We start from the raw sequence: 19,202 nt of genomic DNA, 5'->3' as shown, positions 1-19,202 counted from the left end.
GTGGTCGCGCTGGGCATCGTTAGAAAATGGACAGACGTGCCGACGAATCTGTATCAGTTGCTTTTCTATAGCGCCCTGGCAGTGGGAATAATGAGCTTGTTTGTAAAATCCTGAATGAACACTGCGAGTTCGGAAGTTGTCTTTTCATTTTTGCGCAAAACAGACCGTCACGCCCCCATTTTATTTTTTTGATATAACTGATGATTGTATTGAGCCCTCAATAATGAAGGCTCAATATTATCTCTTTCTATTGCAGGTCTTTCTCCTTCAGGAATTTACTCACCATATCAGCAATCTGCACGTTATTCAGATCCGAGAACGGGAAGTGGGTATTCCCTTTGATTCCTTCCTCAGGCAGATGCGTCACAGTGACATCCCCGCCATGCTTGTTCACCACGTCACGCCACTCGCGAGCCATTGCCAGACGTACGCGCCAACTGTCCTGCGCGGGCATGGCGACAGGTTTATCAGGGATGTTATCGCCGTAAATAATCAGAATCGGAATTTTAGTCAGTGCCATAAACTGCTCCATCGGCACCGGTTCACCCTTCAGCGTGTCGAACGCGCTTGGCATTGGGGCAGGGAGCTCTTTCTCCGGGAAGACAAAGCTGCTACCAGGCTCGAAGGCGACAATCGCTTTGACCTTGTCGTTTTTCATCGCCGTGTACCAGCCTGGTCCGCCACCCTGAGAGTGGGTGAAAAGGATAGCCGGGCCGGATTTATCCACGACGGCGGACATCGCATCAGAGATAACATTGATATCAAACGGCCCGGTATTCGGGGTCATCTGACGGAAATACTGATTTAGCGCTTCTTTATCGTGAGAAAACTGAACGCCCTGAAAATACTCCGGCCACACGCCAACGCGGAACTGGTTAAACCACATCTGTTCATCCGGTTTAGGCGTAACCGTACCTTCTACCGTCGTGCGCCCGGCGCTGCCCCGGCGGGGCTGATCGACAAGATAAGTTGAGAATCCACGACGCAGGAATATGTTCTGGAACCCTTCGCGACCATCCGGCGTGGTTTCCCAGGTGCGGGAGAACTGACCTGCGCCGTGCAGCATGACGATAGGGTATTTATGCGGATTTTCCGGAATTTGGTAGAACACAGACGCATGATCGCCATGCCAGGTTTGACCCGCAGAGTCCAGCGGCGTTTTCGCGTCAAATTTCCCTGGTGCGGTGATGATAGTGCCACCAGCAGAAAAGCTTCCTTGTTCCTGAATGACCAGCGGCTCGGCGTATACCGACTGAGCCACCATGCCACCCGCCATCGCGCAGATGGCCAGCGTTTTTAAGACAGTTTTCAAGATTACATCCTCTGTTATGTTTGCCGTTCAATCATATCTGAGTTGTTAGCGTGAATTATTTAGCACCTTTGATTGCCCTTATTTGGCAGACTCATGAATGTGGAGGATTAGCACCGTATCGTCTCAAACCAACGCCTAACTGTTTGTTAACGCCCGTTGCAGCGCCTGTTCCGCCCGCGTAGCCGCATCTTCTTCGCCATTTTCACGAAGAACTTGTGCCAGTTGGCGCAGTTGCGCTGCCGTCAGGCCGACTCGCATGCTGGCTCGCGTATGCGATAACAGCTGAGCTTCAACGCCCGGCGTGGCGGCTAATGCGCCAACCGTTGCCAGCTCGCGGCTTTGCCAGTCGAGGTTATCGCGGGCGAAAATGTCGCCGAACAGATGCGTTTGTAGGAATTGATTAATGACCGGGGCAAAATCAAACAGAGGTCCCTGGACGGGGGCGCCGGAGATTTTAGTCTGGTTTGCGGTACCGACACGGCGAAGCTCATCTCCGACAGGGATGGCGGCGACCGGCTCTTTACCTTCAACGTCTTCAACGCCTCGTTGTTTACGTGCTTCGACGACTTTCATCAGTTCATTCAGCGCGTTCAGGCTACGGGGAAATCCCGTATAGGCATAAAGCTGGACGAGAATCTCTTTGGTCTCGTTTATCGTGAGTCCTGCATCAAGCCCCTGATTCAGTGCCGCATTCAGCTTATCCATCTGACTGCTGGCCATTGATGCCGCAATCAACGGGATGGCTTGCTGGCGAGCTGACAGCGTATCTGAAACCGTTTGTTCGTGGTTCATTTCTGAGGCTCCTTTATTGACGGGCGCAGCATGTGCCGTGAGACCTAAACCAAAGGTCAGCAGTACCGCTGCCGTTAATGCCTTAATGGGCGTGGTATTGTTCATCTGTCACTTTCTCCATCCAGTTAACGCTTTTGCCATCCACAATCCCGGTTATCGCCAGGTGCGTCATTGCGCTGCCGGGGGCTGCCCCGTGCCAGTGTTTGACGCCCGCCGGGCAAGAGACAACGTCGCCAGCGCGGATGACCTGCACCGGCTGGCCTTCTTGTTGGGTAAGCCCAACTCCCGAGGTCACAATCAGCCGCTGGCCTGCCGGATGCGTATGCCAGGCGGAACGAGCACCTGGCTCAAAGGTGACATAAGCCCCGGAAACGCTAATTTCGTTATCTGGTTTGAAGAGAGGATCAACCCGGACGCGACCGGTAAAGTTCTCTGCTGGCCCGTACACCGCATTCTGGCTTCCGGCGGTGGCGATATGGACAGCGGGATTTTGCTCCGCCGCCCAGGATGAAAACGTAAAGAGGGGCAGTAACAGCCCGAGGTAACGTAAATGTCTGATCATGCAAAGCGTCCTTATCTACAATGATGGAGAGGGTCTGCAATGATTCTAATCAGGGGGAGATGTCGTCAGACTGACGCCAGCCTGACAATTCTGTCAGTTAACCCTTATTATGGTGACGCTGCTTTGTCTTTTCTAAAAATAAGGCACCAAAGCGAAAACCGTGTCATTAATGAAAATAAAACAATAATGGCCAGGTAGCGTAGATAAAAAAGAAGGGCAGATTCATCGTAATCGAAAAAGGAGAAATCGACCTTTATCAACAAATAATCGAGATAGTCCTGGTTCAGTAATTCGTACAATCCCAGTAGAGCGATTAGCGAAAAAACTCCCGGCATCATGACATTTGCAAAGAATGAATTGCTGGAGATGTTCAGGACCCGGCAGAAAAAGGTCGCCAGCATTTTCCAGTGCAACCCGATATGCAGCGCCAGAATGAGCATTCCCCAGTGGACCGACGTCATGTGTACTTTCCTGACCCAGCTCGCCGGGTTGTGGAACGCCTGGTCCAGAAGGATATGTCGGGACAGCATCATGCCCGAGACAATCGCGGTCAGAATGACAACGAATGTCACTGCATTAATGATTCTGTTAACTACCAGCATGGTTAACGGAATATTGGGCGACAGTGACCACAAGCGATGCCGGTTAAGATATAAATGCAGCATGATGAGCAGCATAAAAATAATACCCGCCCATTCATGCACGATTTCACCGTGAAGGTGAAATCCCATCAATACCAGCAGAAGTAAGGTCATCAGCGCATCCTGCATGACCTGGAAAATATAAATTTTCTTCATGTCGAGGGATTAACGCTGTGGCTGGACTTGTTTTACCCATTGCTCAACCTGCGCGGGTACGTCAGGAGCTGAAATATCGTTGCGCGAGATCGCGAGCGCACGAGTGATTAATTTGGCCTGTGGCTGCATGCGAGCAATTTCTCGCAGGGAGTCGGCTAACCTGCTGCCACCATGGGTGGTAAAGGGAACGACCGTTTTGCCTGCAAAGTCATTTTGCTCAAAGAGGCTGTATATCACCATTGGCATGGTATACCACCAGATGGGGTAGCCGACGTAAATGGTGTCGTAATCGCTCAGGTCAGGGAGCGGCGTTTTTAGCGAGGGTCTGGCTTTCGTTTGCTGTTCCTTTTCGGCAACGCGCAAAAGTGCATCATGCTGGCGAGGGTAGGGAGTGGCGGTTTCAATGCGAAACAGGTCGCCGTGAGTCTGCTTCTGAATCAGTTGCGCAATAAACTGCGTGCTGCCGGTCTCCGGCGTATTTTTTTGTAATACGCTGGCCCCGGAAAAACCATCCACGGCACCAGGTTTCATCTCCTCTGGCTGTGAAAAGTAGATAATCAGCGTGCGGGCGTGTGCGGATAAATCCTCTGATGCGAACGCGGGCTGCCCCAGAAGCCCCATGACCATCATCGCCAGAAACCCGCTAAATACCTTTTTCATTCTCACTGTTTCATTCCTTCAATCAGCCGTGGTGAGTATCAGCAGTGATTCTGGCGCAGATAGCCTGACATCAGACTGACGACTCTCTGACAATTTTGTCAGAAGTCTTTGCGCGCGGAGATCCCGATTTTGTCTCTGAAATCAGTCTCCCGGTTCGGATAGCGTCAGGCTGTTTAGCAAACGTCAGGCCAAAGGTATTGATACCGTTCTCGCTACGGGCAAAGACATCTCCCCGGTGCATAATGGCGACGGCACGGACGATCGACAGGCCCAGCCCATGATGGGTATCACTCCTGGCTCGGGAGGTGTCAACACGATAGAACCGTTCGAAAAGCCGGTGTAAGTGCTCTGGCGCTATCGGATCGCCAGGGTTAGAAACGTCTACACAAGCTTGATTGCCTTTTTCGCTTAAGCGCACCGTAACCGTGCTATTGGAGGGGGAATGCCTGGCGCTATTTTCCAGCAAATTAGCCAGTGAACGGTGAAACAGCCGCCTGTCGATATGCGCCGTGACGTCGCCCTCAACCTCCAGCGAAAGCTGTTTTTCAGCAAAAGAGGGTTCAACATATTCCGCTGTTTTCAGGGTTTCTTCTCGCAGGGAGACTTGCGTAAGCTGGGAAGCATGTTCACCCGCGTGCGCATGAGACAGGAACAGCATGTCGTTAACTATCGACGTCATGCGTTCAAGCTCCTCCAGGTTTGAACCCAATAACTCTTCCAGTTCATCATGTGAACGTCGCCGTGATAGCCCGAGTTGCGTCTGGCCGATCAGGTTAGTCAGCGGGGTACGAAGTTCATGCGCAACATCGGCATTAAAGCTCTCGAGCTGTCGCCAGGCGATTTCCTGACGCTCTAACACACCGTTAAATGATGATGCCAGTTGCTGCAGTTCTTCGGGCAACGCGCGGGTATTCAGGCGCTGGCCATGGTCACCTGGTGCAAGGTGTTGTGCCTGCTGACTGAGCATGCCCACCGGACGCAGGCCAATCCGTGAAACAACGTATCCCAGTAAGGCGACAATCAGTACGCCCAGCGCGGCAATAATCAGCAGCGTCCGTGTGAACGCATCAAGTGTGCCCATATACGGCGTAGAGTCGATGGCAACCACATAGTGCAGCTCAGGCCTTTCACCGTTGGCGGGGATGGTTTTCACTAACAGGAACAGTGAGCATGCACCTTCCGATGCGCCGGGCACTTTATTAAATCCCTCCTGCAAAGAAGACCACTGAACGCCCACCGGTGGTATTCCCCCCATGCTAAAGCGCGGGTTATCGCTCACTATCCAGTAACGAACGCGCTCACCTTCAGAATTGGTTAGCAGAGTAAATTTATTAGCCAACGTCGACCAGCCGTCAGCCGAGGTTCGTGCGGCGATCCACGGACTCATTAATGATTCCCGGAACAACAGTTCGTTGTGCATCTGCTTTTGCAAAGAGTCATGCAAAGAGCTTCTCAGCAGGATACCGATAACGGACACAATCAGCAGCGCGGATAAGGCAAACATCAGCGCCAGGTGAACGGAGATGGAACGTTTAGGCATGCTGAGCCTCTTCATTTATTCCGACCGGACTTCGAGGACATACCCCATGCCACGAACGGTATGTAACAGTTTGACGTCGAACGGGGTATCCACTTTGGCTCGCAGACGTTTAATGGCGACTTCAACCACATTGGCATCGCTGTCAAAATTCATGTCCCATATCTGCTCAGCAATCATCATTTTTGACAGGATCTCCCCCTGATGCCGGGCCAGAAGACTCAACAGGGAAAACTCTTTCGCGGTCAACTCCAGTCGCGTTCCGGCGCGAAATACGCGGCGCGCCAGCAGGTCGAGATGCAGATCGTGAATTTGCAGCTGGGTGATGTCTGCGCCATCCGTGGAGCGGCGACGCACCAGAGCCTGAATTCGCGCCACCAGTTCAATCAGCGAAAAGGGCTTGGGGAGATAATCATCCGCGCCAAGCCGAAGCCCTTTGACGCGCTCGTCGACCGAACCGCGGGCCGAGAGCATTAGTACCGGCGTCTGTTTGACGGCTCGCACCCCCTCAAGTACCCGGTAGCCATCCATCCCCGGCAGCATCACATCAAGGATTATCGCGTCGTAGTCAAGCTCCAGCGCGTAATGAAGACCTTCAGCGCCATCTGCAGAGACATCTACCGTAAATCCGGATTCACTCAACGCACGGTTGAGATAGGTTGACGTTTTTTCTTCATCTTCGACTAGCAACAGGCGCATAACGGGATTTCCTCTTAACTGTTCAATCGGGCTTATTCTGCCTCTTGATTGCCAACATAAAGCTGACGCTTACCTGACAGCATTGTCAGAAACATGAAGCCATCTCAGCCTGCTTGCTGACAAAAATGTTATTTACCTGTCACGATGCTGACAGGCCTCTCTCTCTAACCTGAGTCTGCACATTTAAATCCGCAAGCCTGAAACTCATCGGGAGAGACCATGAAATTCAATCTGTTAACTGCAATACTGCTCACGGCAATAACCGGAGCCACCTCAGTCAATGCGGCTGATTACAAAAAAAATCCATTCACCCTGGCCTATGACGGTGCCATCACTGAGAACGTCAAAGGCAAGGTCAACATTCATCCGGTGAAGTACGATCTGCATGGCATTCAGATAGCTGCGAATGTCTATACCCCTGCTAACTACGATCCCGCCAAAAAATACCCTGCCGTGGTGGTTGCACATCCGAATGGCGGCGTAAAAGAGCAGGTCGCAGGATTGTATGCCCAGCGTCTCGCCGAACAGGGCTACATCACGATTACTGCCGACGCGGCTTATCAGGGCGCGAGCGGTGGGATGCCTCGCAGCGTGGATAAACCCGCTAATCGCATCGAGGATATCTACGGCATGGCTGACTACATCAGCCAGTATCCGGGAGTGGATACTTCCCGCCTCGGTCTGCTGGGTATTTGCGGAGGCGGCGGTTATTCACTTGTTGCGGCCGAAACGGATCAACGGTTTAAATCGATTGCAACCATCAGCATGTTTAATTCAGGCCTGGTGCGCCGCAACGGTTTTCAGGACTCACAGCTGGATACTATTCAGCAGCGTCTTCAGCAGGCTTCTGACGCTCGTGCTCAGGAAGCTTCCGGAGGTGAAGTCCTGTACTCCGGTGATGCCAATCTGACTGATGAACAGATCGCTAAGTTACCTTTTGCCTTATATCGACAGGGCTATGAGTACTACTGGAAAACTCACGCGCACCCGAACTCTACGTTTAAATACACGACAAGTAGCCTGTTAGATTTGATGAGTTTTGACGTTACGGACCATATCAATCTCATCAATAAACCGCTGCTGATGATTGCTGGTACAAAAGCCGACACGCTCTATATGACGGAAGATGCGTTTGCGAAAGCCACCGGTACAAAAGACAAAGAACTCTTCTTGATCGATGGCGCTACCCATATCGAGACGTATTGGGTTCCTGAGTACGTCGACAAGGCTTTGCAAAAGCTGGACGTCTTCTTCGATAAGAGTATTTAACCCCCTATCAGACGATACCTTTGGCCAGCCACTCAGGCTGGTCATATCAGGACATAATGAGTGTGTCCGCATGTGACCAAGACTAACGAAGTCGGGAGGAAAGATAATTACGCACATTAAATAGCCGCTATGAATGAAATTCATAAAACGGCAGGGACATCTGAGGATTATTATTTGCCTGTAAGGTTTTACTTCGTGGTCCAGGCCAACTTTAGGTTTAGCATTACGGCATTGAGTGCATCCTTATCCAGCATGGCTTCGGCATGCAGCTTCTTGAGGCGGGCGTTCTCCTCTTCAGGCGACTTGTTCGTCGGAAAAAACTTTAAAATAATACTTAAGGCGTTAAGTGCTAATACCCGACGCCTTTCAGGTTACTTGCAGGACGGTCACAGCGGGAAAATGCAAACACGGTTGTGCTATTAGTCCGATACCCACCTTTTAACTTGCTAAGAAAAGCTATAATCTGATGTCGTCAACGCAAACAATAAGCTCAATGAGAGAATATACAGGAACTGAACTGGAATAATCACACTTTCAGGAATACAAAGGAGCACCAGGATGATATATCTGAATTTTGACAGAGCTTATCTCTGATAAGCCAAATTAATAGTCACGCTCAGATACTCAAACTTGCATTTTTGTGGTTTATGTAAATATAAGGGAAAATATATGAAATTCAACAATGTAAGACTGTTAGTCAAAGATTACCGCAAATGTTTCAATTTCTACACCCAGAAGCTTGGTTTGGAAGCTGTCTGGGATATTGAAGATTGCTATGCCAGCTTCAAAGTCGCCGAAGGTATAGAAGGTCTTGCTATCTTTACTTCTGATCTGATGGCACCAATTATTGGAAATGCTGACAGAGAAAAAACGATAATATATCGCGAAAAATCAATGGTTTGTTTCGAGGTTGATAATGTAGATGAAAGCTTTGAGGCCTATTCGTTAAAAGGGATTAAATTCATTAACGAGCCAATGGATATGCCAGAATGGGGTGTGAGAGTGGTTCATCTGTACGATCCGGAGGAAAACTTGATTGAGTTATTTACGCCGCTTGGAGGCTAACAGGGGTGTCATTACTTGAGGCATAACACCCGACTGTTGATACACGTTTATCCGGACCAACACTAAACTCGTTGGGGACTGCAGACGTTTTGGCTATCGCCATATATGACACCTCTGTATGGCTGAGGTCAGCATGCCTGCAACTGCTCCGTCATGCGCCCCCTAACTTCTCGTTCGTGCTTCCTATTTCAAGCAGATTCCCCTCTGGATCGGAAATATAAAAATTTCGGATGCCAAAAGAAAGCATCATTGGTCTACCTGCAGAAAGTTGCAATTTCGACTTTAACTCTTTACTTGCAAATAATGGTTATTATCACCTGATAATATGACTGAGCTAATTTACTTATTACTTAACCACCTTTAGCTAAATTCGCAAAATCCCTTTTATTTCTACTGTAGTGGTTTATTGAATTTGGCCACCTGAACAGAGGTGATATGCTCATCTCAGAACAATACAGGTGTCCCAACGAAAAAAAGAAATTTCAGCGCAGAGTTTAAACGCGAATCCGCTCAACTGGTCCTTGGCCAGAACTACACCGTTGCAGCTGCGGGATGAACGACAGTGTAAAATGCCAAATGCCTCCCCTATAACCCCGGAACAGGTACGTATAACAATGGTAACGCCCTGTTTGCGTGGATGCGCTTCGGCTTTTAGAGACAGCGAGGCATTATCACCTTTTCTCATGCGGTTTCCGGAATACGTCATCCAGTAAAACGAACGGATGCTCCCCTGCTTTTTCTGTGCTAATTCGGTATATTCATATTCAGAATCGTTAAACGCACCTCTAACCGCTGGTACCTAAATATGGATATTGACCATTTTAAGACGTTCAACCAGGTTGTTATCAGCGGCAGTTTTACTAAGGCCGCACAGGCACTCTTTTTATCTCAGCCCGCCATCAGCATGCAGATCCAGTCACTGGAAAGCTATCTGAAGGTGTCATTATTCGATCGTTCCCGTCGGCAAATTAGTTTAACCAAAGAAGGCGAAGTCCTGTTTGAATACACACAGCGTATTTTTCATCTTTTTGATGAAGTACAGAGCGTGTTTCAGGACATCAGTAAACTACAGGTAGGCCGTCTGACCATCGGGGCGACGGGCGTGATGGGCACTTACTATCTCACGCGTTTTATTCAGCGTTTCCACGAACGCTTTCCGGGAATTGAACTGGAAATTCTGACCGGTAACTCGCACCACATTGCGGAACTGGTCGCCAGCGGCGAGGTTGAGATCGGTTTTGCCGGACGTTCCGTAATTCGCTCTCCGTTACAACAGGTATTTCTGCATCGGGAAAACTACAAAGTAGTGGTGGGCAAGAACTCCCCCCTGGCGGCATGCGCCAAGGGGGATATGAGTCCGGATGAATTGCTACAATCACCTTTCATTATGCGTGAGAAAGGAACGCGGATAAGAGCCAAAATAAATTCGTGGTTTAAACGTCACTCAGCGAACACCGCTCCGCAAAACTGTGTGACGCTCTCTAATCTGGAGGCGACTAAACGGCTTATCGGCAGCGGTTATGGCGTAACCGTGATTCCTCATCTGGCGATATCCGATGAGCTGAACAGCGGTGAGCTGGTTGAACTTCATGTCAAAGGTTTTAATCTCGCGGTAGATTACTACCTTGTTTACCAGGGGGAGCACTCACTGTCCCGCGCCGCCCTCGGCTTTATTTCACTGCTTTATGATGATACTCCAGATAATGAGTGGGGGAGTTTTCCTGAGCTGCTGGAAAATATATTCCATAATCATCGCTAAGTGGCATTGTTCATTATCCTTGATAAAACAAGGACTCATACGCTTATGTTTGAAAAAAAACAGCCTATAAGCCGAACACATTGTTTACGCCCCTATCAAATTTAACTCTCTAAAATTAATGAGAAAATAATAAATGTGATCGACATCAATCTATAAACTGAGCTTATAGGTCTGATACTGATTTACAATTTTTAATCCTGCCAGAAGCCTGCCTAATATGGAGTCAATTAAGAGAGATAGTGAATAACTATCGACAGATGTTCCGACAATGAGAGGCTTAAGATGGCTAAAGAAATTGAAAGGAAATTCCTGGTGTGCTCAGAGCAGTGGCGCGCACTTGCAGAGGGAACCGTTTATCGTCAGGGATATCTCAGCAGTATAAAAGAGAGAACTGTTCGTATCCGGACGATAAACGATAAGGCGTTCCTGACCATCAAGGGAGTTACCGTTTCTGCAACGCGAACTGAATATGAATACGAAATTCCGTATGCCGATTGCTGTGCCATGCTGGATGAGCTGGCAGAGCGCCCCATTATCGAAAAGAAACGCTACAAAATCCCGGTGGGTGATGTGGTGTGGGAAATCGACGAATTCATGGGGGTTAACGCCGGACTGATCGTCGCAGAAGTGGAATTGAAAAGTGAAGAGCAGCAGTTCGATAAACCCGAGTGGATTGGTGAAGAGGTGAGCGGCGATCCACGCTATTTCAACTCCAATCTGGTCGCCCATCCTTTTACCGAATGGGATAAATAGCGGCATTCACCATTCTTAATGGAACAGGAGAATTACAATGGCTACGCATATGGATAAGAATACCGCCACGTCGTCGAGCGATGCTGAAAAAATCATTCCTCGCGCGGAGTTCCGCGTATTCGGCCACGGCATTATCGAACGGGTAAAAGAAAAAATGTGGGATGCCAAAGCCACATTATTTAAGGCTCGTAAGATGCCGGAAGAGACCTACTTTCTGTCGCTACATACCGATACGGTTAACGTTAAAGTCCGCGACGGTCTGCTGGATATCAAAACGAAAACCGGCGAAACCCCTGAAGGCTATGAGATCTTCCAGCCGCGCGGCAAGTTTCAATTCCCGGTGCAGCGCGAGGAGTTAGCCACCATTTTGCAGCACCTCCAGGTCAACATGGCGCTGGATAAAGAGAGCTATACCCTGGAAGAATTTACCAATATGGCGCGGGCCAGTAGCGATTTAGTACCGGTTAAGGTAGAGAAAATGCGCTACGGTTTTTCCGTTAACGGCATCATCAGCGAATACGCGCAGGTATGGTTTAACGGTGCGATGGTCGAAACCGCCTGTTGCGAAAGTGAAGATTATGCCGGAATTAAGGCAGTGGTTGCGGCGCTGGGGCTCGACGAACTGCCTAACACGAATTATCTGAAAGCCGCCAGACAGGTTGTTGGCATGTGAAATTCACGCCTCCATGGGTAGCTTGCTGCCCATGGAGGCGCATAAGGAGACATGGCCATGTCAGACAAAGGCGCTAAGAAAGTTTTCGATCCGCTGGATATGAGCAATTATTCTCTGGAGAAATTCAAGGAGATTAAAGCCGGTATCTGGATGGAGCGGATCAAATTCATCGGTATGCCGCTGGCTATCCTGCTGTTCCTGTTCTTTCATTTACAGTGGGTCGGGCCTATCGAAATGTTCGATACCCAAACCAAAGTTCCTCCGGCCAACTGTTACAGCGCAACGGGAATTTTTCTTGCCTCGCTGGTGCTGTGGTTGACGGAGGCGATTCCGAACTATCTCACCTCGCTTATCGTGGTCGTCACGGTGATCCTGACCGGCACAATGAAGATGCGTCCTGCGTTTGCCATGCTGGGTGAGCCAGTAATGATCCTGAACATTGCCAGCTTCATCATGGCCAGCGCTCTGGTGGTGACAGGGTTGGCGAAGCGTATGTCGCTCTGGCTGTTGGTACGCATGGGGAATAATATCTCGTTGCTGTTCTGGTGCTTTATATTACTCAACCTGATTCTCGGGGCGTTCATCAGTGCGACCTCAGCGAAAACGGCGCTGTTGTTACCGCTGTTTATGGTTATCGCCGCCATCTACGGTGCGACCGGCGGGGAAAAACGCAATAACGTCGGGCGCAACATGGTGCTGCTGAACCTGCTGGCGAATAACGTGTCGGCCAGCGCCTTTATCACCGGTTCCGCAGCTAACCTGCTGGCGGTCGCGATGATGGAGCAGGCGGGATTCAAAGTCTATTACGGCGACTGGTTCATTGCCCTGTGTCCACTGGCGCTGATTCAGTGTGCCATTGCCTGGTACACCGGAACTCGCTGGATTTTCCCCATTAAGAAAGAAGATGCTAAGCCGAAAATTGAAGGCGGCATGGATCGCCTGAAAGGGGAATTGGCGCAGCTCGGTAAGATTAGCGCGGGTGAAGTTCGCGCGGCGCTGACCTTTATTATCGTCCTGTTGCTGTGGGCAACCGACCGGGTGCACGGTATGCGTGCCGAAGTTATCGCCGTGGCGGGTGCCTGCGTTGTTCTGATGCCTTCGGTGTGCAAACTTCCGGCGCTGGGCGTGATGAAGTGGAACGACGCGGACATTCCCTGGCATATGCTGATGTTCAGCTTTGGTGCTTACGTCCTTGGCGGAATGGTCGATCAGACAGATATCGTCGGCCTCTATATTCACAGCCTGTTTGATAAATGGCAGATCGACCCTTCAGGTGGCGGCAAACTGTTGGTCTTTGCCGTACTGAGCGGCGTGTTCGCCATCACCACGCTGGTGAGCGAAAGTAAAACGGCACGTACCATCATTATGTTCCCGATCATTATCAGTATCGCTAAAAAGTTCGGCTGGGACGTGGTGGGATTCTGTCTGCCGATGGCATTCCTGATTAACCAGGTTTACGTGCTCTACTTTAACTCTAAACCCGCAAACATCAGTTACCTGCTCGATCACTACTCGACCGGTGAGTCTTTCAAATATGGTATTATCCAGATGGCTATTATTTGGGTGTTACTGATTTTATGGACTCAATATGTCATGCCGCTGATGGGGTTCAATAGCGCCCTCTGGTAGCATTGATGTGAAGGCGGTAATTCAAATTACCGCCTGATTTGCAGGAGGCAAAGATGCCAGGCGATACGATAAAAGCATCAGGAAAACGCTGTATCGAAATTAAGCAGCGGATTTTTTTCCCGCAGAAAGTCGGCACCAAACCTCTACGAAGCGAAAACTACCATATTGAAACCTGGCTATTCTTTCCTTCCAGTTTGCAGATCAATCGTTGGACATTTCCGCCGCAGGCCTTTCAGCAAAACCTGAAGAACTATATTCGCCTGCGTCCTCCCACCCTGTCGCTGCGTAAATTGTCCGTCAGCGTGCCGAAGACGCTAGGGACAATTGAACGGTTAATTACCGAACAGAGCAAAGATACCTCTGCGCAGGGTTTTGAATACCGACTCAAAATGTTTTGCCTGACCTTCAAACGGGCGCTTCACGTAGAGGTACGTTATATCGGCAAGTTGAGTGAAGACAAACAGGAGCAGGCGCTGCTGAGCTTCGCCGCCACCGCAGAGGATATTCTCAATAACTATCGTCGGATGCGGATAAAAATGTCAAAGGTGGCTGAGGTCAATGCGTTACGCATCATTGACTATGGTGACGAATTCCTCTCACTGATGCTGACGCACTATGGGCGTAAATTGCTCAATGATCTTTCGCCTTCACCGGGATACGATACTCTGCGTATTTTCTGGCGCGAGCAGATGCTGTATCGCAAAGCCAATCATCCGGGGACTTTCCCGTCACCTAATTCGGATAACGAACTGGTGATTTATCACGTTAATACCCTGAAAAAATATATCAGCAGTCCAATGTATCTGGATATCCGGCGTAAAAAAGGCGAGACCTTTCTGGCGCATACCATTGCCGGAATCGCCGCGGCAATTGCGATGATTTTCGCGACGGCGGTGGCGTTTATTTGGCAGGGGAAATACGGAGCGCTGAGCTTTCAACTATTTCTCGCAATGGTGATTGGCTATATCTTTAAAGACAGAATGAAAGAGGGATTTCGGGCGCGATTGTTTTCGACATTTCGCCGTTGGTTACCTGACCGACAGCAGATAATTTATAAAAACCTGCGCTCTCCGGTCGGTAAGTGCAACGAATCTTTCGTCTTTGTGGGGGAGCGTCAGCTACCCGATGACGTCAGGACGATGCGCCGTAAGGTGCACATTCTGGATATTCAAAACTATTATCTGAGCGAAGACATTTTGCACTACTCCAAACACGTTCATCTGCGCGGCGGGGACCAGATGTTTTCCGCCGTGAATCGTTCTGTGATGGATATTACGCGCCTGGATATCACCCCTTTTTTGAAATACACCGATGAGTTGCTGAATGAATTACCGACTCTGGATGATGAGCAGGTGCTGTACGGGGAAAAGGTCTATCACATCAACCTTATTCATCGGGTGACGGATGGCAAAGAGAGTTTTCTGGAGCGGGCACGCATCATTATTAACAGCGCGGGTATCAAGCGCATTGAACCAGTTTTTACTGCCGGGGAATCAGAAAGCGAAGAGGGCTGACGACAGAGATAAAATGCCTGATGGCGCAGCGCTATCAGGCCTGCGGGTTCCACATCTGTAGGCCTGATAAGGTGTTTACGCCGACATCCGGCAATAAAAGCTGAGCAACCGTTCAGCCTGTTTTACGCACAGGGCGATAGTGGGTGGATTCGTCAAGAAAACGGCGGATGTGGATTTCTTTTTCCAGCCGCTGTTGAAGCTGACGTTCGAGCGCTTCAGGAGAGTGCAGGTCGGCCAGCCGCTCGTTGATTCTGCTCACGGCTTCGCTGCGCAGCTGTATATGTTCCTGGATATTCTTCTGTGCCCGTGCTGTCCGGGTATCGCCGAAGAGCATAAAGGTCATTAATTCACGCTGCTGCTCAGAGTTAAGGGCGTTCAGATATTTGGTGCACAATGTTTGGTAGGTGATGATGCGACGATCGAGTTCGTCAACCCAGGCGGTCAGCTCGTCACGCTGCGCGGGTGAAAGCTCAGCCATTTCCTGCTGACCGAAAAGTGTTGTTCTCAGCGCCTGAAGCCCGGCGAGATACTGCTGCTCCAGAGGAATCACCCGCTGAGCAAAGCATTCATCCAGGGAGGTTTTAGTTTCCTGCGCGATATTCTGATAAACAGGTTGACTCATTTTTTCCTCCCGCACGCGTGGTGCTATTAGATAAGACCAGAATTGCAGCCAGGATGAGTACGATCCCGCGTCTTAATTTAAGCTAACATAATAAATTATAAACAAAAAATCTATTCTGCTTATCTGAATGATAACCTGCTCTGATAGTTCACCTTAGTTTCTTTGCGTCAAAAATAGATTGACCGCCAGGCCTTGTAGGCTGCTACACACACCGTTTTCCACGTTGCCGCTGTGTCTGGTCCTTCTTTTTCGATTAGTTTTCCACGTCCGACGATAAAGCATTTGCTTGTTCATAATCGATTCTGTCGATCGTGCCGATCGGTATTATTCATTATTCCTGTCCGCTATTGGCGTTTACCCCGATGTTTCTCTGGCTGAAGCCAGAAGTCAGCGTCAGGAGGCTAAAAGGACATTCGCGGCTGGCAACGATCCTTCTCTTGCACGAAAAAGAGTGTGTTTTCGAACCTGCATGTTGGAGAACCCGGCAGTGGGGCACTCTACTCGCGGGACAACAACAGACGACATAGCTGCAATCGATATGTCGCCCGTTAACATTCAAGGATGTTGACATTAAGCGGTGGGATTACGGGGTAAAAGAAGGGGCGCGCCAGCCCAGTTCCAGCGATATTTTTTTAGCGCACTCTTTGACGTGAGGGACGAGTTCTTGCATGCGCGCGTCCGGCATATAGATGACCGTGCTGGCGACGGAGATGGCCGCGACCACATGGTTTCCGGCATCGTAAACCGGAGCCGCCACGCAGCGAATCGTCGGCTCATTTTCTTCAAGATCGAACGCGAAGCCTGCGTCGGCGTAGCCGCGCATCCGGGCGAGGAAGTCCGGGAGATGACATAATTCGCCATGGGCTAAAAAAAGCTGACGCCATTCGGATTCATCCGCGTCGAGTAACAGCGCTTTGCCAATGCCGGTCAGCACCAGCGGCATGCGATGCCCGATACGCGAGCGCATTTCCAGTCCCTGCTGGCCTGGAATTTTATCGATATACAGGACTTCCGCGCCTTCCCGTTGCCCCAGATGAACCGTGTCGCGGGTAAAATCCGCCAGCTGTTGCAGGAAGGGGCGCGCCAGAGGATAAAGCGGCGTATTTTCCAGTGAACGGGTGCCGAGCTCAATTAAGCGTGGGCCGAGCGCATAGCCATCGTGGTGAGTGAAGCGAAGAAAACGCTGTTGTACCAGCGCGCTGAGCAGCCGATGGGTCGTGCTTTTACTGGTTCCGGTAAACTCGCCGACGCTGCGTAAATCCCGACATCCTGACGCGACGGCATCAATAACAGCAAGACCGCGCAGTAGGGTTTGTACTCCCGTAATTTCGGTAGGTTGAGCATCCATAATTCACCCTGATACAGTGGTCATATTCATGTTTAAGATCAGTACGATAACAATAACCGATTCTGTGCGATAAAAATGTAACCGCGCCGTGATTTCGCCACCGCGGGCAGAAATTCCGTGTAACAGTGACGGATTTTCTGCCCGTTTCTGCTCATTCAGGAGAGCAACTGATTTTTACGTGCGCGTCTTGCGGCTATGGCCTTGCGTACCATTGGGCCAAACAGAGTCAGCATCGCCAATAGCAGGAGCGTGGCGGTGATGGGACGGGTATAAATGAAATCAAAACTCCCGTTGGACAGCGACATCGCGCGACGGAAGTTACTTTCCGCCATCGGCCCCATGATGAGTGCCAGCACGACAGGAGATGCCGGGAAACCGCCTTTTTGCATGAAATAGCCGATCACGCCCGCGACCAGCATAATGCCGACGTCAAACATGCTGTTGTTCAGAGCATAGGTGCCGACGATACACAGTGCGAGGATCAGCGGAGTCAGGACGCTCTTGGGAATGTTGATCATTTTGGCGATGAAACGAACGGAAACCAGGCCAAGAATAAGCAGCATCAGATAGCAAAACAGCATTCCGACAAACAGCATATACACCGTGTCGCTGTGTTCGGTAAATAGTCGAGGCCCGGGCTGCATTCCCTGTAGCGTCAGCGCGCCCAGCATTACCGCCGTCGTGGCGTCACCAGGAATTCCCAGCGTCAGCATAGGTAACAGCGCGCCGCCCGTGCAGCCATTAGCGCCTGCTTCACAGGCCGAAACCGCTTTGAGTTCACCCTTGCCAAACTGATCTTCCGGCCTGGCAAAGCGCTTCGCTTCATTGTAAGAAACGAAAGCGGCAATATCCGCCCCCGCGCCGGGAATCATGCCAATAAACACGCCCAGACCGGAGGAACGCAGCAGTGTGACAATAAGACGTTTGAACGTAGACCACGGCGGAATGATTCGACCAATAGCGTACTGCACCGTCTTGCTCACTACCTCGTCTTTTTCCAGCGACTTAAGCACTTCTGCAGTGGCGAACAGGCCAATCATCACCGGGATAAAAGGCACATTCATCAGCTCGACAAAACCGCCGGTGAAACGCGGAAATCCGCCCATCGGATCGAGGCCAATGGTCGCGACCAGCAAACCACCAACGCCAGCGATCAGCCCCTTAATCAGCGATTCACCGGAAATACTGGCAATAATACTTAAGCCGAAAACGGCCAGCGCAAACGTCTCTGCGGCGCTGAATTTTAGCGCCACCTCGGCCAGAATCGGCGAGAGGAACATCAGCACGATTATGCTGAGGGTGCCGCCGAAAAAAGAGGAGAAAGTCGCCGTACCCAGCGCCACACCGGCCTGACCTTTTTTCGTCAGTTCATAGCCGTCAATCGCCGTTGCCGCGGCGGCTGGCGTGCCGGGGATCCGGAGCAGAATGGCAATAATCGAACCACCATAAACGCCACCAAAAAAGACGCCGGAGATAATCAGTAAGCCAGAAATCGGATCCATGCCGTAGGTAAAAGGCAGCATTACGGCAACGCTCATGGTGACAGTCAGGCCCGGTAACGCGCCCACCAGGATGCCAAGCCAGACGCCAATCATTGAAAATAAAATGGCTTCCGGGTGGGCCAGCAAGCTATTTACGCCGCCGAGAATAAGATCAAATTGGGACATAATTACTCCAGAGTCAGCGATTCCAGGAGGCTGCTTTCCGGCAGCGGAACGTTAAGCGCCAGCGAAAAGAGGATATACAGCGTAATGGAGAGCACGATGGCCAGCAGCCCATTAACCCACCAGCGTTGGATACCGGAGATTTTCATAATCAGCATCATAAAAAGTACCGTTGCGGCCAGGTAGCCAAAAAGCTGCATGGCGTAGAGGTATACCACGCAGGTGACGACGGTACAAAACGGCCCCGTCCAGCGTCCAAACCCCTGAGTGGGGCGAGTGGGTAGAACCATCAGCCGGCGTAGCGTGGTACCAGAAAACTGACCAGCAATTAAGATCAACGAGAGAATAATCAGCAACCAGCTATAAACCGAAGGAAATGCGCCCGCCCCGATATCCGTAGAAATGGACGTTGCAGGAAAGCTTTTGGCAATCGCCAGCACCACTACGGCGATCAGACACAGCAGCAGAGCGACCAAAATGTAGCATTGTCGTTCTGCCGTAGACGCTGGCGGCGTTGTCGGAGTTAACGGATTTTCAACCATAAACG

18 protein-coding genes and 2 pseudogenes are annotated in these 19,202 nt (G+C 50.5%); 9 read left to right on the top strand and 11 right to left on the bottom strand.

What is annotated here, in order from left to right; genetic code table 11:
- Nucleotides 1-247 precede the first annotated feature (247 nt).
- The 7 genes from OGV65_RS04800 to OGV65_RS04770 all read right to left on the bottom strand — a co-directional run bounded on the left by OGV65_RS04800 (nucleotide 248) and on the right by OGV65_RS04770 (nucleotide 6,359).
- Nucleotides 248-1,312, bottom strand: a complete 1,065-nt coding sequence (locus tag OGV65_RS04800) for an alpha/beta hydrolase (protein WP_047416683.1) — start codon at nucleotides 1,310-1,312, stop codon at nucleotides 248-250.
- A 135-nt stretch (nucleotides 1,313-1,447) separates the two neighbouring features.
- Complete coding sequence (locus OGV65_RS04795; RefSeq protein WP_286454666.1) at nucleotides 1,448-2,209, bottom strand: carboxymuconolactone decarboxylase family protein; 762 nt, start codon at nucleotides 2,207-2,209, stop codon at nucleotides 1,448-1,450.
- Complete coding sequence (locus OGV65_RS04790; RefSeq protein ID WP_047497910.1) at nucleotides 2,187-2,666, bottom strand: (R)-mandelonitrile lyase; 480 nt, start codon at nucleotides 2,664-2,666, stop codon at nucleotides 2,187-2,189. The genes OGV65_RS04795 and OGV65_RS04790 overlap by 23 nt, the downstream gene beginning before the upstream one ends.
- A gap of 107 nt (nucleotides 2,667-2,773) precedes the next feature.
- Nucleotides 2,774-3,421, bottom strand: a complete 648-nt coding sequence (locus OGV65_RS04785; protein WP_286454665.1) for a DUF4405 domain-containing protein — start codon at nucleotides 3,419-3,421, stop codon at nucleotides 2,774-2,776.
- A 51-nt stretch (nucleotides 3,422-3,472) separates the two neighbouring features.
- Entirely contained in the window at nucleotides 3,473-4,123 is a 651-nt protein-coding gene (locus OGV65_RS04780) for a flavodoxin (protein WP_286454664.1), read from the bottom strand.
- 70 nt (nucleotides 4,124-4,193) lie between these two features.
- Complete coding sequence (locus OGV65_RS04775; protein ID WP_141875256.1) at nucleotides 4,194-5,663, bottom strand: heavy metal sensor histidine kinase; 1,470 nt, start codon at nucleotides 5,661-5,663, stop codon at nucleotides 4,194-4,196.
- Nucleotides 5,664-5,678: 15 nt separating this feature from the next.
- Nucleotides 5,679-6,359 carry a heavy metal response regulator transcription factor gene (locus OGV65_RS04770; RefSeq protein ID WP_046275295.1) on the bottom strand — a complete coding sequence of 227 codons (681 nt, stop codon included), beginning with the start codon at nucleotides 6,357-6,359 and terminating at the stop codon, nucleotides 5,679-5,681.
- Nucleotides 6,360-6,578: 219 nt separating this feature from the next.
- On the opposite strand from OGV65_RS04770, the gene OGV65_RS04765 reads away from it, so the two are divergent.
- The 8 genes and pseudogenes from OGV65_RS04765 (at nucleotide 6,579) to OGV65_RS04730 (ending at nucleotide 15,021) form a co-directional block, all read left to right on the top strand.
- Nucleotides 6,579-7,628 carry an alpha/beta hydrolase gene (locus tag OGV65_RS04765; RefSeq protein WP_286454663.1) on the top strand — a complete coding sequence of 350 codons (1,050 nt, stop codon included), beginning with the start codon at nucleotides 6,579-6,581 and terminating at the stop codon, nucleotides 7,626-7,628.
- 669 nt (nucleotides 7,629-8,297) lie between these two features.
- Nucleotides 8,298-8,693, top strand: coding sequence for a VOC family protein (locus tag OGV65_RS04760; protein ID WP_153690292.1), 396 nt, complete (start codon nucleotides 8,298-8,300; stop codon nucleotides 8,691-8,693).
- A 430-nt stretch (nucleotides 8,694-9,123) separates the two neighbouring features.
- A pseudogene (locus OGV65_RS04755) lies at nucleotides 9,124-9,304 on the top strand (transposase); the annotation flags it as partial.
- Nucleotides 9,305-9,498: 194 nt separating this feature from the next.
- Nucleotides 9,499-10,452 (top strand): LysR family transcriptional regulator, encoded by a 954-nt coding sequence (locus tag OGV65_RS04750; RefSeq protein WP_049282240.1) that lies wholly within the window; start codon nucleotides 9,499-9,501, stop codon nucleotides 10,450-10,452.
- Between the two features lie 282 nt (nucleotides 10,453-10,734).
- Nucleotides 10,735-11,205 (top strand): CYTH domain-containing protein, encoded by a 471-nt coding sequence (locus OGV65_RS04745; protein ID WP_047497931.1) that lies wholly within the window; start codon nucleotides 10,735-10,737, stop codon nucleotides 11,203-11,205.
- 37 nt (nucleotides 11,206-11,242) lie between these two features.
- The gene (locus OGV65_RS04740) at nucleotides 11,243-11,878 is read left to right on the top strand and encodes a hypothetical protein (protein ID WP_200052063.1); all 636 of its coding nucleotides are present in this window, start codon (nucleotides 11,243-11,245) and stop codon (nucleotides 11,876-11,878) included.
- A gap of 57 nt (nucleotides 11,879-11,935) precedes the next feature.
- Nucleotides 11,936-13,507, top strand: a complete 1,572-nt coding sequence (locus OGV65_RS04735) for an SLC13 family permease (protein WP_016153315.1) — start codon at nucleotides 11,936-11,938, stop codon at nucleotides 13,505-13,507.
- Nucleotides 13,508-13,560: 53 nt separating this feature from the next.
- Nucleotides 13,561-15,021 carry a hypothetical protein gene (locus tag OGV65_RS04730; protein ID WP_016153314.1) on the top strand — a complete coding sequence of 487 codons (1,461 nt, stop codon included), beginning with the start codon at nucleotides 13,561-13,563 and terminating at the stop codon, nucleotides 15,019-15,021.
- Nucleotides 15,022-15,133: 112 nt separating this feature from the next.
- Here the strand turns inward: OGV65_RS04730 and OGV65_RS04725 are convergent, their stop codons facing one another.
- Entirely contained in the window at nucleotides 15,134-15,643 is a 510-nt protein-coding gene (locus OGV65_RS04725) for a hypothetical protein (RefSeq protein ID WP_016153313.1), read from the bottom strand.
- 337 nt (nucleotides 15,644-15,980) lie between these two features.
- Here OGV65_RS04725 and OGV65_RS04720 point away from each other — a divergent pair.
- A pseudogene (locus OGV65_RS04720) lies at nucleotides 15,981-16,091 on the top strand (Arm DNA-binding domain-containing protein); the annotation flags it as partial.
- A 135-nt stretch (nucleotides 16,092-16,226) separates the two neighbouring features.
- On the opposite strand, the gene OGV65_RS04715 reads toward OGV65_RS04720, so the two are convergent.
- From OGV65_RS04715 to OGV65_RS04705, 3 genes are all read right to left on the bottom strand, one after another.
- The gene (locus OGV65_RS04715; RefSeq protein WP_047389881.1) at nucleotides 16,227-16,991 is read right to left on the bottom strand and encodes an IclR family transcriptional regulator; all 765 of its coding nucleotides are present in this window, start codon (nucleotides 16,989-16,991) and stop codon (nucleotides 16,227-16,229) included.
- 155 nt (nucleotides 16,992-17,146) lie between these two features.
- Nucleotides 17,147-18,658, bottom strand: coding sequence for a tripartite tricarboxylate transporter permease (locus OGV65_RS04710; protein WP_016153311.1), 1,512 nt, complete (start codon nucleotides 18,656-18,658; stop codon nucleotides 17,147-17,149).
- Between the two features lie 2 nt (nucleotides 18,659-18,660).
- Nucleotides 18,661-19,197, bottom strand: a complete 537-nt coding sequence (locus OGV65_RS04705) for a tripartite tricarboxylate transporter TctB family protein (RefSeq protein ID WP_279265722.1) — start codon at nucleotides 19,195-19,197, stop codon at nucleotides 18,661-18,663.
- Nucleotides 19,198-19,202 lie beyond the last annotated feature (5 nt).

This window comes from Citrobacter sp. Cb004 (assembly GCF_030337065.1).
Classification (GTDB): Bacteria; Pseudomonadota; Gammaproteobacteria; order Enterobacterales; family Enterobacteriaceae; genus Citrobacter; species Citrobacter braakii.
The sequence above is the reverse complement of the archived record's forward strand: the minus strand, read 5'-3'. Positions and strand labels throughout refer to the sequence as shown.